The organism is Chromatiales bacterium 21-64-14 (assembly GCA_002255365.1).
Lineage (GTDB): Bacteria > Pseudomonadota > Gammaproteobacteria > 21-64-14 > 21-64-14 > 21-64-14.
Genome location: NCBI01000053.1, coordinates 1 through 12474, shown reverse-complemented (window position 1 = coordinate 12474; position 12474 = coordinate 1). Strand labels below are relative to the sequence as shown.

The 12474-nt window shown below is 62.9% G+C and carries 15 protein-coding genes; 4 read left to right on the top strand and 11 right to left on the bottom strand.

Translation table 11 applies throughout. The features are described 5' to 3' along the window. Positions 1-185: 185 nt before the first annotated feature. Entirely contained in the window at positions 186-1298 is a 1113-nt protein-coding gene (locus B7Z66_14580) for a hypothetical protein (GenBank protein OYV75001.1), read from the bottom strand. 87 nt (positions 1299-1385) lie between these two features. Then, positions 1386-2120, bottom strand: a complete 735-nt coding sequence (locus tag B7Z66_14575; GenBank protein OYV75000.1) for a hypothetical protein — start codon at positions 2118-2120, stop codon at positions 1386-1388. 28 nt (positions 2121-2148) lie between these two features. On the opposite strand from B7Z66_14575, the gene B7Z66_14570 reads away from it, so the two are divergent. Then, positions 2149-2439, top strand: a complete 291-nt coding sequence (locus tag B7Z66_14570) for a hypothetical protein (protein OYV74999.1) — start codon at positions 2149-2151, stop codon at positions 2437-2439. Between the two features lie 255 nt (positions 2440-2694). Then, positions 2695-2961: a hypothetical protein gene (locus tag B7Z66_14565; GenBank protein ID OYV75002.1), complete on the top strand. Its 267-nt coding sequence runs from the start codon at positions 2695-2697 to the stop codon at positions 2959-2961. A gap of 323 nt (positions 2962-3284) precedes the next feature. Here B7Z66_14565 and B7Z66_14560 read toward each other — a convergent pair whose 3' ends face one another. From B7Z66_14560 to B7Z66_14545, 4 genes are all read right to left on the bottom strand, one after another. Next, a complete protein-coding gene (locus B7Z66_14560; protein ID OYV74998.1) occupies positions 3285-4445 on the bottom strand; it encodes a hypothetical protein in 1161 nt (386 codons plus the stop codon). Positions 4446-4751: 306 nt separating this feature from the next. Continuing rightward, on the bottom strand, positions 4752-4994 hold the full coding sequence (locus B7Z66_14555) for a hypothetical protein (GenBank protein ID OYV74997.1): 243 nt from the start codon (positions 4992-4994) through the stop codon (positions 4752-4754). 194 nt (positions 4995-5188) lie between these two features. Next, the gene (locus B7Z66_14550) at positions 5189-6427 is read right to left on the bottom strand and encodes a hypothetical protein (protein OYV74996.1); all 1239 of its coding nucleotides are present in this window, start codon (positions 6425-6427) and stop codon (positions 5189-5191) included. Positions 6428-6484: 57 nt separating this feature from the next. Next, complete coding sequence (locus B7Z66_14545; GenBank protein OYV74995.1) at positions 6485-7195, bottom strand: hypothetical protein; 711 nt, start codon at positions 7193-7195, stop codon at positions 6485-6487. A 123-nt stretch (positions 7196-7318) separates the two neighbouring features. Here B7Z66_14545 and B7Z66_14540 point away from each other — a divergent pair, with 123 nt between their 5' ends. Continuing rightward, a complete protein-coding gene (locus B7Z66_14540) occupies positions 7319-7570 on the top strand; it encodes a hypothetical protein (GenBank protein ID OYV74994.1) in 252 nt (83 codons plus the stop codon). Between the two features lie 306 nt (positions 7571-7876). On the opposite strand, the gene B7Z66_14535 is transcribed toward B7Z66_14540, so the two are convergent. From B7Z66_14535 to B7Z66_14525, 3 genes are all read right to left on the bottom strand, one after another. After that, the gene (locus B7Z66_14535; GenBank protein ID OYV74993.1) at positions 7877-8338 is read right to left on the bottom strand and encodes a hypothetical protein; all 462 of its coding nucleotides are present in this window, start codon (positions 8336-8338) and stop codon (positions 7877-7879) included. Positions 8339-8413: 75 nt separating this feature from the next. Continuing rightward, positions 8414-8701, bottom strand: coding sequence for a hypothetical protein (locus B7Z66_14530; protein OYV74992.1), 288 nt, complete (start codon positions 8699-8701; stop codon positions 8414-8416). Positions 8702-8928: 227 nt separating this feature from the next. Next, the gene (locus tag B7Z66_14525) at positions 8929-10155 is read right to left on the bottom strand and encodes a hypothetical protein (GenBank protein ID OYV74991.1); all 1227 of its coding nucleotides are present in this window, start codon (positions 10153-10155) and stop codon (positions 8929-8931) included. Between the two features lie 156 nt (positions 10156-10311). Here B7Z66_14525 and B7Z66_14520 point away from each other — a divergent pair, with 156 nt between their 5' ends. Next, positions 10312-10572, top strand: a complete 261-nt coding sequence (locus B7Z66_14520; protein ID OYV74990.1) for a hypothetical protein — start codon at positions 10312-10314, stop codon at positions 10570-10572. Between the two features lie 268 nt (positions 10573-10840). Here B7Z66_14520 and B7Z66_14515 read toward each other — a convergent pair whose 3' ends face one another. Together B7Z66_14515 and B7Z66_14510 are read right to left on the bottom strand one after the other, a co-directional pair. Then, complete coding sequence (locus tag B7Z66_14515; GenBank protein OYV74989.1) at positions 10841-11779, bottom strand: proliferating cell nuclear antigen (pcna); 939 nt, start codon at positions 11777-11779, stop codon at positions 10841-10843. A 14-nt stretch (positions 11780-11793) separates the two neighbouring features. After that, a partial coding sequence (locus tag B7Z66_14510; protein OYV74988.1) for a hypothetical protein occupies positions 11794-12474 on the bottom strand: 681 nt, incomplete at its 5' end.

Sequence of the window (12474 nt, the reverse complement as noted above, 5' to 3'; positions counted from 1 at the left end):
ACCATCTTTTCATGGGGTGATGAACATTGAATCAATCAAAAAACCCCTTGCAATACAAGCTTGGGATCATCTTAAACATGCAGACGGGTACCGGTCGTATCAGGCCATCCCTGACAACACAAGATGAAGTACTGAAAGTCAAAACCGGGATGGTCGACGAGGGGTGTCCGGATTAAAAAATGACATTAGCTGTACACCTTTGCGGATGAGGCTGAGGCTGCGGATGAGGCTGAGAAGACCTGGCCGACCGCGAGATCGCCGTCCAGATCGTCGTAGAGCATGTGCCCCTCCTCCATCACGGCGTCCTTGCCCTCGTGCAAGTGGTACACGGCCATGCTCTCTATCTTCCCCCCTGGGGCGAGCCGCAGCGTGCCTCGGCGTCGCTGCTCGATCAGAGGGTACACGACGAAGCTCGCCGTGGTGTGCTCGCAGTAGGCGCGCAAGAGGTCAGCGAGGGTGCTGCCGCGCTCGAGGCCTATCTCGACCGCCCAGGCCGGGATGCCCGCCTCGCCGTTGCCCAGGGTGATCGGGCGTCGGGCGACGCCGTCGCGTCCCACGATCGCGAGGCCGTCCGAGCGGTATCCCGGGAACTCCTGCACGACGTCGCCGGGCCGCACATCGAAGCCCGCCGAGAGGAGCGCCGCGGCTGCGTCGCCCGCCGGATCGTCTACGTCGTCCTGCCGCTCCCAGCGGTACAGCCAGACCGAGATGACGTGCACCTGCGCTCGTCGTTGTCTGTACAGGAGATTGACTCGATCAAGCAGTCGCAGCCGCGTCAAGCCGTCGTGCGACTTCGGGCTGAACTCATCGGCCAGGCGGAACTCGCTGACGAAGCCGATGGTCGTGCCTGTCCCCGAGGACATGACGGAGGACAGACTCGAACGGAGGCGTTCTCTGAACGCGCTGTCGTCGAACGCGACCGGGACCAGAACGAGATTCCAGCGCGATCGACCGAGACGCGGCACGTACTTGTAGTCCGTGGGGACGGCGTCGTCCCACGGACCCAGCAGCGAGTGCGCGACGAGGCCCAGCTTGTCGACCAGGTCTATGACGCCTCCGACGATTCCGTCGACTTCGTCAGGATCAATAATAAGATTCGTCGTCGTCACGCGCGCGTAGCACGCCTTGATCCCGCCCGAGCTCCCGTCGCTCGACTCGGTGTTGACCCCGAAGACCCACGTCTGCTCCATGCGCCGACCGGCAGTGTAGGTGGCCCCCGTCACGACGCAGGGCCCTTTAGAAGAGAGCCTGCTGGCCGCTACGGCGAGGGCGCTCTTCGCTTCAGCCGTCATTGCCATTTCAATCCAATTGACTACTTGATTCTCTGATTACAAAGATGACAACGTCAATTTTTTTTAAATCATCATCAAAAAGAAAAGTACGTTTTACGGCCCATGCCACCATTCCCTGACTTGGGCTGCCGTCGTCACGCCGGGCTCGAAGGGCATCCAGCGATTGATGTCGTCGTTGCGCACGAGCGCGAAGCTGAAGGCGTTGGGGCTCTCCATCGGGAACCAGCGGATCGCCCTCCATGAGCAGGCGCACATGATGCATGGACCGTACTGCTCGGGCGTGTGGATGGGGTCGCCCCAGAGCGTAGGGACGTCAGCCACGAAGGGGTGGACGCCCGGGCGGTTTTGATCCTCGCCGAAGGCGCCCCGGATCTCGCGCATGGCGAGTGTGATCTTCTCACTGTGCTCCTGGAGCTGCGAGAGCCAGTCCTGGACGCGCTCGTAGTCATACAGGAACCTCGGGTCGTTGAAGCGTGTGCGTGACTTGATCAAAGGGCGCATGGTCGCCATGTTGGCCACGTTCTCGCTCAATAAGACGAGAGGAGTCCCGTACGGAGAGTAGGCGACGATCTTGACGTCCGCCATATCCTCCTCGTTGCGGTCGTCCAGGCCGAACCTCTCGTACGCGAGGTCGCGCGACACGTCGTCGGGGGGGAAGAGGACGTGCGCGGCGCCTGCGCCCTTGGCGATTAGCACGTCCTTGCTGACGCGGGTGAGGTAATCGGGGTCGCACAGCTGAGCGATGCCGCGCCTGACTTCCTCCTCTGTGTTGGCTGGTCCCCCGTCGAACACACTGGCGCCGTTACTCGAGATCAAGACCTTCAACACGAAGAACGCGGCGCTCAGCTTGCCGGGAATGCTGCGCCTAGTCCTCGCGGGGGGCTCCTCTGAGCTCCTCGCGGGGAGCTCCTCCTCTGCGCGCCTCGTCCTCGCGGGGAGCTCCTCCTCTGAGCGCCTCGTCCGCGCGGGGGGCTCCTCCTCTGCGCGCCTCGTCCGCGCGGGGGGCTCATCCTCCGTGCGCCTCCTTGGTGGGGGCTCCTCCGTGCGCCTCCTGGGCGGGGGCTCCTCCGTGCGCCTCCTGGGCGGGGGCTCCTCCGTGCGCCTCCTGGGCGGGGGCTCATATGTGGGCCTCCTGGGGGGGGGATAATATGTGCGCCTCCTGGGTGGGGACTCATATGTGCGCCTCCTGGGTGGGGACTCATATGTGCGCCTCCTGGGGGGGTCATCCCTTCGGGAAGCTCCCCTGGCGTCTCTGTGGGATGACCCAACGGGCGATCTGCTCCTGCTCCTGCGGCTGTATCCTGTGCTCCGACGTTGGGCAACGTACTCGTGATGGCGGTCCATGCCGACGGTATCGCGATGTGGATAGCGATCTGGGTTGCTTTTCACACAACGGGTGCTGATGTGGGGATCCACACCGTACGTGCGCTCCTCGTACCTCCGATCGTCCTTTTCGCCGCTGCCGCTGCTTATGCCTGCGCTTGTCTTGCCGCTGCTTGTTCCTGTGCCAGTCGTGCCGCTGCTTGTGCTTGTGCTTGTGCCAGTCGTTCCGCTGCCTGTGCCTGTGCTCGTGCCTGTGCTCGTGCCTGTGCCTGTCGTGCCACTGCCACTGCCGCTGCGAGAAGTGCCCGAAGAAGAAGACACCATGTTTTTCCTGGAGAGACTTTGATCTGCGGTTTCTAGGGGCATGGTCGCATGCCGTACATACGTGCCGTACACTGCAGTTACGGGATCAATCGTATTGGCCATGCAACTGCAGGTACCGGAAAATTAGAAGCGTGAAAGCGTGATTTCTTGAGCACATCAGACAGACATCAGATGTACGCCTTCTCAGTCTACTACAACAATCCATTGTTCGTCAGCATCAAAAGCAATCCCTTGTTCGAAGATGAAGATGAGGAGTATTTCGATTGCGAAGTCGCGTTCCATGTGGCTGAGATTGTAAATTGATTACATTACAGATAATGCCATTTTTTAATCCGGACATTTATTTCAAACGTCCTCCCAATCCATGCCATCGTCTTCTATCACCGGCGGCTTACGAATAACGTGCTTCGGCGTCCTCCCGACCATCGACGCGGCGTACTGGGCCGCGTACAACGCCAAAGCCGCTTCCCTCGCGCTGGCTTGGGCGTCTTGGGCATTATTGGCAGGTTGTGGCGTTTGTGCGTGTGCGTGTGCTTGTGCTTGTGCTGGCGCTCGTGCCTGTGCTGTCGCGTTCTCCCTTGGGTTCTGCGCGGCGCCTGAATCGCCGATGCGGACGACGACCTGGGTGTCGTCCCATCCTCTCCGGTGAGCCGCCGAGGAGGGCGCCTGGACCGTCCCCAGGGGGGGTGCGGGCGCGCTGTTCGTCGACGCCGTCAACGACGCCATCAACTGGACGAGGGGTCGCATCTGCACTTCCCCCCTGGCCAACGTCGACGCGATCTCCTCCCTCCTCTCGTCTCTGCAGAACCCCCCGTCCGACTGGACGACGAGTGCGTTGCACACGTCGCACCGCATGCAGCCGCCCTGCCCTATCAGCAAGTGCACATCGAGGCTGGTGAAAGACTTGCCGCACGGCTGGTTGCTGCAGTCGAAACGAGCCATGGGCTCCTTGGGGTCCAGCTCGTCCTCGAGCGCCTTGCGCATCAAGTGCACGCGGAGCTGAGCGACGTCGACCATCCTAGCGAAGTCGACCGCGTAGTACGACAGCATCCGGCAGCGTGTTCTCTTGCGCATGCCCATGCGCATTCCCATGCGCATGCCCATGCCCATGTGCTTGCGCTTGCGTTTGCGCTTTTCCTCCTCCTCCTCCTCCTCCTCATCTTCCTCATCCTCCTCATCCTCAGAGTCGTCGTCCTTTGCCTGCGTGTTCTCCTCGACGACGGCGCAGAAGCGACTCCCTGCACGCGACTCCCTGCGGTGCTCGCTCACGAGCAGCTGCTCGCGCGTCAAGTACTTGAGAGCCCTCACGACGAGCGCAGGGTGGGCCTTGATGTCGTTCGTGATCTGCCCCTCGGGGACCCACTCGCGGGCGAGCATGTAGTCCATCAGGACGATCCCCAGGCCCGAGGTGTCTACCTCGTCGATGGCCTTGCATTTCTCGCTGATAGGGGGGCACCGACCGGCGTAAAAGGAGCGCACCAGGAGTTTCGCTAGACGCACGTACATACATGCACGTTTTTGTATCGTGACGGTTGTTGTTGTGCCGTTTATGTGCACCAAAGCGGTACATATCGATCGCCACTCAGCGTACGGCATGTGTTTCTTTCGTCTTGCTGGCGCATTATTTTTCCGTCGTGCCGTTCGTCGTCCGGTTCCTGAAATACCAACGGCCGCATGCTCGCCCCCATCATCCTTTGATCGCCTTCCGGACGACTTGATTCGAAAAATCCTGCGGAGCGGCGACCGTCAGGAATGCGGGAACGGGAGCGCGTTCCGCTTGGTGTCGAAGCATCTCCTAGCGGACGAGTGCGACTACGACGACCTCCTCATGACCGGGATCCGTCGCATCCTGGCGGCACCGGTCCCGAACGTCGAACTCGTGGCGTCCATCAAGGACGCCACCGGCGGGGGGGCGTCGACGACGTTCCACGTCTCGACCAGCGTCATGGGGCGCGACGTGTCGCTCGCAGTCGTGGAATCTGCCGCGAAGGCGTTCCGGGAGGTCATCGTCGAACTCAGACGCAGGAGCAGGAGCAGGAGCATGAGCAGGAGCATACGCAAGAAGGAGAACAAGGATCAGAATCAGAAGACTCGCTTGGCAACGATCTCGATCGACGTCACTATACCGAACGATGGCATCGCGGAGGCCTTGCCCTGGATCGCTGACGTGATCCGGAGGTGCACGAGGGCGTCCGGCACGCCCCTGTTCGCGTCGATCCAGTTCCGCATCGACTTCACCGCGAAGCCTCCTACAGGGTCTTACTACCGGACGCACATCGCTGATTTCCAGTCTGGAGATTCTTTTGATCGCTGTACTCCACCATGAAAGGCACCACGACGTCCGCGCCCGCCGGAGCCGACACGCCCGCCCTCTCCGGCTCCCCGATCGCTTCCGGAAAGTCCACGACGATCGTGACCGAGAGGTCTCCGGCGCGACCGCCTTCGGAGGGCGCCAGAGGCATGCCCATGCCCGAGAAGACGCGCGGCGGACCGTCCGGGCGAAAGTAAGAGGGCGCGAAGGCGCGCATCGGGCGGCCCCACGGCGCCCCGAGCGATCGGTCGAAGCCGACGAGCACCTCCGCGAGCGTCACCCGCAGCGTCGCCGAGATGCGGCCCGTCGCCCCGTCGACTGCAGTCACCCTGAAGCCACGTCCTCCTTCTTCTTCTTCCGCCGGGATAGTCAGGGACGCGCGGAGCTCGAGGTCGTTGTGCCTCCTTCGCCTGGCGTCGAACGATCCCGCGCCGGCGATCTCGATCGCGTGGCCGTCGCGCATGCCCTTCGGGATCTCGAAGGTCAGCGGGACGGCCTGCGCGGTCGACCCCGCGCCGCCGCAGGAGGCGCACTCGCGACCGGGGGGCGGCTGCGACACGCCGCGTCCGCGGCACGCGCCGCACTCCCCCAAAGACACCAAGAACGGTCCGAAGTTGCCGTGCGCCTTCCCCGTCCCTCCGCACTTGTCGCACGCTCCCACGTCGGCCGTAGGATCTTTCGCGCCCGTGCCGCGGCATGGCGCGCACGCGCGCAGCTCGTTGAGGATGATGTTCTTCATGCCGCCACGGTACGCCTCGGCGAGACCGACGGGCAGCGTCACGCGGTCTGTCTGTTGCTGCTGCTGCTGCTGCTGTTGCTGCTGCTGCTGTTGCTGCTGCGGATCTCCTCCGAAAGGGAACGGCTGCCATCCTCCTCCGAACGGGAAGCCTCCGAAATGCTGCCCTGCTCCGAATGGGTGGTGAGGCTCGCCGGTTCTCCCTCCGCGGTCGTACTCGGCGCGCCTGCCCGCGTCCGAGAGCACCGAGTACGCCTCGTTAAGCGCCTTGAACTCGGCGTCGTCTGCTCTTTTTACGGCATCGTCGTCTGCTGTTGCTGCTGATCCTGATCGCTGTTTGTCAGGGTGCACCTGCAGCGCCTTGCGCCTGAACGCCGTGCGGATCTCGGCTTCGCTCGCCGTCCGCGGGACGTCGAGCAGGTCGTAATACGATCTGACCATTGCTGGCAATTCCGATCGGATCGCCTTATGCCGACGACGACGACCGTCGAAACATCATCAGCAGCACGTCATCGCGCGCTGCCCGACGAACAGGGTGATGCCGATCAGGAGCGCGCGGACTAGAACGTCTGCGTGTGGCACGCCGTCGAGCGCGGGGACGAACCGGGACAGAAGGTCCGACACCGGCAGCAGGGTCACGAGGATGTACGCGGAGATGCCGATCAGCGCGATGCGGATCTCGTCCGAGTCTGGAAGGCGGAAATAGGACGCGAAAGACGAGAACGCCGAGGGCTCGTCCTTGGGGGATGATGCATTCGACGCATTCGATGCATTCGATGTCGCTCCTGCGGATGTGTTTACTTGCTGCTGCTGCTGCTGCTGCTGCTGCTGCTGCATTTGAAGACGTTGAGCTTGCATCTGGGCCTGGAGCTGAGCCTGCTGCTGCCTGAGCGCCGCGATCTCGGGATCTTCTTGATGCTGCACAGTCTGCACCTGTCCCTGTCCCTGCCCCACGTCCGCCGCCGTGACGGGGACGGCGCCGGTGACGAGCGCGAGCGCCTCCTGGATGTCCGCCTCCTCCGTGCTGCCCGAGAGGACGCCCGCCCCCCCGGAGGTCGTCTGCGGCATCGCGAAGTTCTGCGCCGCGTTCTGGGCCTGCGCGACGATTTGACGGTGCTGGTCGTTCACGAACTGGCCGATGTGCTGCGGCTGCTGTTGCTGCTGGGGGAGCTGCGAGACTGGCGTGGACTTGCCGTTGTTCAAGTTCATGTTCTGATGCTCTCTGATGCTCCTCTGATGTACTTGCCGATGACACGAAACAGAGGCCGAATTGGACGCACGGGGAAAAATTGGCGCGCGCGGGGGCGGGCGGGGAAGCATACAGACGATTAGATGATGCGATTGGCTGCGATCGTGACCCTGCTGACGATGTGCGCGGCCGCCGCTGCCGCGTACTACTACTACGCCGCGATGACCCCGCGCTTGGTCAGAGGCTCGCAGGTGCACTCGTTCGACCGGCACGCGTCGGTCCTCGCAGACACTCTCGTGTTCCTCCGCATGCTCACGAGCTACGTGCCAAGGTGCGGATCGCTGATCGCGACCGTGTTCTCAAAGATTCGCGGACCAATCATCGACTGCGCCTGAAAGGGCATGCACATGCCGACGCGGTTTGTTTTCCCCGCAATGGTGACGGAAAGAGCGGAACCTCGAGATCCCCGTATCGTACAGGTACCGCTCGAGTCCGCATCGCATCGCTGCCCAGTCGAACGAGACCGACGCCGTCGCCCCTGCGTTGGAGAGCACCGTGCGCAGGTTCTCGGCGACGCAGTCTACGACGTAGGCATATTCCTCTCTCCACTTCCTGAAGGGCACCACCCCCGGCTGCGTGATGCGGACGGGCGGGGTTACTGTTATCTTCATGTCGTTTCATATCGCGCGTGCGCTTCCGGCTTATATCGTCGCGGCGACCCAGAGCGACGCGACCAGCCCGGCGATCTTGATCGCGAACCCCAGGAACGCCATCCAGTTCACGGCGTCCACCGCGATGAACTCGGCCTTCGTGACTCGGCCGCAGTCGGGCACGCCCGGGATGCCGTGGAGCCACGAGCGCATCAGCAGCGCGGTCGTCAGCGCGGTCGCGAAGAAGGCCGCCGCCAGCCAGCTCGCGAGCTTAGGCCTTTCCGCGGCGAGCGCCGCCACGAACGAGACGAGCAGCAGCAGCATCGCGGCCTGCGCCGCCTGCAGCGTCAACCGCTTGCGTCTTTGCCCGTGGTCGCACGAGCGCATCCGGTAGACGAACCAGAAAGTCCAAGTGTTGATCGAGAACTCCGCCGCGGCCCCCGCGATCAGCCAGTTCTTCGAGACTCCGCTCGGGAGGAAGCGCGAGTCGATCTCCAGGGGCTTCCGCGGCATCACCTTACAACAGCCACATGAAGTAAAAAAAACGCATCAACGCAACTGGTGTCAGTCATTCCATTCCATTCCTTCCTACCAACCCAAATCCCCTCCTCCGATCTGCTCCACCACTGCGTCCACCACGTCGCCGTCCGTCATCTCCAGGTCCATAGGCGTCTTTTCCTCGTTGATGCGGTCCCCGTCGAACAGGAACTTCATCGAGTTCACGTCGACACCCTTCTTGGCGCAGTACGAGGCGAACACCTTTCCGAACTTGGTGTGCATCTTGAGCTTGAAATGGATCTCCCCACCCGTCTGGTCACGCACGATGACGTTGACGTTCTGCAGAGAAGCAAAATCGATCGATATGAATGCATGCATTTTATGCAGTCCGTGCGATCGATCCCTCACACCTTCTGCTCGGGGGTCTCTTTCTTTCCGTCCATTGTGTCTGCGTGTGCTTTGCTTTTGCTTGCTTGTGTTTGCGTGTGCTTGTGTTTGTTTTGGATCCGAGGGTAGGTTTGAGTGTGAAGTGTGATTGGAGTGTGAAGTGTGGATTCAAACTTACAACGATAATTTTCCTACTCCTACTCCTGCTGTACAGCGATCTAAGACAGCCGTGCGCGCTTGATCCTATTGGAAGAGGGCTCGGGCTCGGGCTCGGGGGGCGGCTTCGGGGCTTCGTCGAAGGATGCGAAGCAGCGCCTCGCGGCCTCGCCGCAGGCCACGTCCTCCCGCGCGAGCGCGCGGGCCACGTGGATGGCGTCGATGGACCCAGCTCGGTCGATCGCCGATAGGGCCTCGAAGAGCCCTGCGCCGACTGCGCCCGCCTCGACGATCGCCGCGGGGTTGGACAGCACCATGACGCGCACGGCGCCGAGCGCGAACTTGACCCCGTCGCGCAGCGCTCCCACGAGCGGCCGCAGGAGGCCCTCGGCGATCATCCCGACGATCTCCGCGCGCTCGCCGTGGTCCGCCATGAAGACGAGCGTCTGGCACACTTTCTCGGTGGCTCTGGCCGCCCGCTCGGCGGAGCCCGACTCCATGAAAAAGGCCGTGCCGCGGACGAACGCGTCCGCGAGCTTCCGACGTTGTCCCGGGAGCTCCCTCAGGTAGAACCAGGCGGACATCCTGTGCCAGGCGTTCGGCGTCGGGCTGGACGAGGCGCACTCGGCGATCTCGTCGGCGACGCGCGCCTGCTGCGCGGCGTCCAGGTCCTTCGCGAGGCGTCCCTTCATATCGTCCCCCATGAAGATCGCCCTGATCACCGAAAGGCTGCCGTTCTGCACCAGGTTCGCCACGACGTTCTTCTCAGAGGCGACCGCCTCGCTCTTCCCCGCCCCGACCAGCAGCAAGAGCAGAGACTCGAAGGCGCGCCCGAAAACACCGCCTGCAGCAACCCTGTCGAGCAGGACGCGCGCGCTGTTGACGACCGTCAGGTGGATCGAGGCGCGGTGCGCCGGGTACTTGAAGTATATTTGGCACAGCGTGACGACGTAGCTCTCGTACAGCACCGTCGCCAACTGCTCGGGGACGTTGGCGGAGTGGGTCGGGCACGTTATGCACGTCATGCCGATCCTGAGCGGGGGGCCGAACAGGCCCGAGGCCAAGGCCGCGACGACCACGTCGACGTCTCTCACCATGTGCGAGAGGGCCACGTTCTCCTTCGTCGGCACGGCCTGGTCCGGTTGCCTGCACACGGGGCACGTGAAAGCGCCCGTCTTCGACGAGCACCTCTTGCAGCACGACTGGCAAACGCTCTCCCCGCAGCAGGGGAGCAGCGTCCTGCCGGTCAGGTCGATCTTCGCGCAGCCCGGGCACGTCAGCAGCAGCATCTTGTGTCTTGGGACTGGACGACTTTCTGCTCGTTTAAACCTTGGTTCGTACGGAAAAGTATAAATAAAATACGGCTTGTACATCTCGGACCTACAGACAGAGGAGGCGCGCGTTCCCTCGCGGCCGAGGAACTCATCGGGGATATATACATATACATGAGCACGGGCACGGGCACTGCGAGCAACTCCCGCGACGTCGTCGCGGTCCTCACGCACCGCGTGCTCGCGATGGCGCTCGAGGAGATGCGCAGCGAGGAGACACGGTCCTACGTGAGCGAGCACCTCGTGCGCCCCCTGATCCGCGCGGTCGTCGCCGAGAGCATGCCATACGCGATCGCGTTCACCACCGTCATCATCGCGATCCTGCTCATGTCCGCGCTGACGCTGACGCTCCTGACGTTCTCGCTCAGGAGGTGAGCGATGCTGCTGCTGCTGCAGGTCGATCGATGCTGGTCGTCACCGTGAAGGCCCCCACGATGAGCGCGAGGCTGGCGCACTCGCGCCACCAGACGATCGGCAGCGCGATGCAAAGCGCTGACAAGAACGACCACGGGTTGAGGCTCAGGTGCAGGTACTGAGACAGCGTGTAGCACACGGTGCCGGCGTAGATCATCGCGAACACGCCGACCTGGAGATTTTGCCGCGCATGCTTCTTCACTTGCCGTCAGGAAAGAAATAACGGCAATCAGCCCCCGTGCGGCGCCAGCGCGAGCCGGATCGATCCCAGGGAAGACACGTCGTAGCGGATGATGAGCGGGTAGTCGTTCTTGAGGTAGAGCTCGAGCGTCGAGCAGAGGTTTGTGCACTTGGTGAAGAGCACCAGGTGCTTGATCGAGAAGACGCCCTGCACGATCTCGGACGCGGCGGCAGCGGCAGCGTCGGAGGCGGTCGTGGACGTGGCGAGCGGCGGAGGCGGTCCTGCGCTTGCGCCTGCGCCCGCTCCCGCTCCCGCTCCCGCTCCCGCTCCGTTGGCGTCCGATATGACCGTCTCCTGGGAGCAGAAGTCGCCCTTGCAAGAGAAGATGAGCTGGTTGTGGATCGACCGGATCTCCATCAGGTCCGCGAGCGCGTGCATGTCGCGGCAGATCTTCTGGAAGTCAGCCGAAGGGAGCGTGACGACCTCGGTGAACGCGGTGGGGTCGACGTAGATGTCAGAGTGGTCCAGGTCGAGCAGGTTGAGCTTGTAGCTCGTCTTGGAGTTCTTGTCGGTGTTCTCGATCTTGATCCCGAGGTGGTTCACGTCGTCCTTGTCGATGTAAAGGGACAGCGTGTTGTTGTTGTTGATCGTCTTGATCAGCTTGTGGAGGTTGAGCATGTTGAGCCCGACGGCGATCTTGCCGTCGCAGTGGAAGACCTCGAACTTGGAAGCCTCGAGCTTGAGGTGCACGAGCACCACGTGGGACGTGTCCATGGCCAGGATCTTCATCCCGCTCGCGTCGAACTCGATCGTGACGTCCGTCAGGAGCTCCTTGAGCGCCTCTACGAGGACCTTGAACGCGACCGCCTGCACCGTCTTGAGCACCAGGCGGTAAGAACCGAGGCCCGCTGCCGCTGCCGCTGCCGCTGCCGGAGGCGCCGAAGACTGCATCGTCGTGTCGGAAGAATAAGAAGGATGGCTGCTCATCCGAAGGGATTAATCTATGGGATCGAGTCCGCCTTAAGTCGCGAAGAGCGCTGCTGCGTGGAGATCGCGGAATCTTCGATCCTGCGCGCGAACGCCGCGGTCGCCGCTCGGTATCGCTCGGCCTTGGTGGGGGCTGCTCCACCAACGCCAGAGCCTCCGCCTCTGATCAGCTTCTGTATGAGCGCCCGGTCTTCCTTCTCGGTCGTGATGGTGGGGGACGCCTTGCGTCCTTTCGTGCACACGAGCTGGCACCTCGCCGGAATCGACGTGGACGTGGACGTCGACGAGGACGTGGACGCCCCCTCCACGTTGACGTAGCGGTACCGGTGCGTCATCTCGGGGCTGTGCATCAGCGCCTCCGCGATCTCCTTTCGCTGCTTCGGCGTCAGCGTGTTCAGGTCGAGCTGCGAGGAGAAGCTGTGGCGCAGCGAGTTGACCGTCGTGTGCTTGCCGAGGAGCGACGAGAACACTCGCGTGACGTACTGCGCGTACGCGCTCGCGTGGATGTACGGCTTGCCGGACTCGGGCGACAGGATCAGGAACCTTCGCGGGTGCGCCTCGAAGCTCTTGACGAGCACCGCTACGAGGTCGTCCGGCAGGTCGGTCTCGTGAGCGACCGACTTCGTCTTGTCGGCCATCTTCTTCCTGCTCGTCTTGAACTCGTTGAGCACCAGGTGCATGACGTGCGTCTTCCT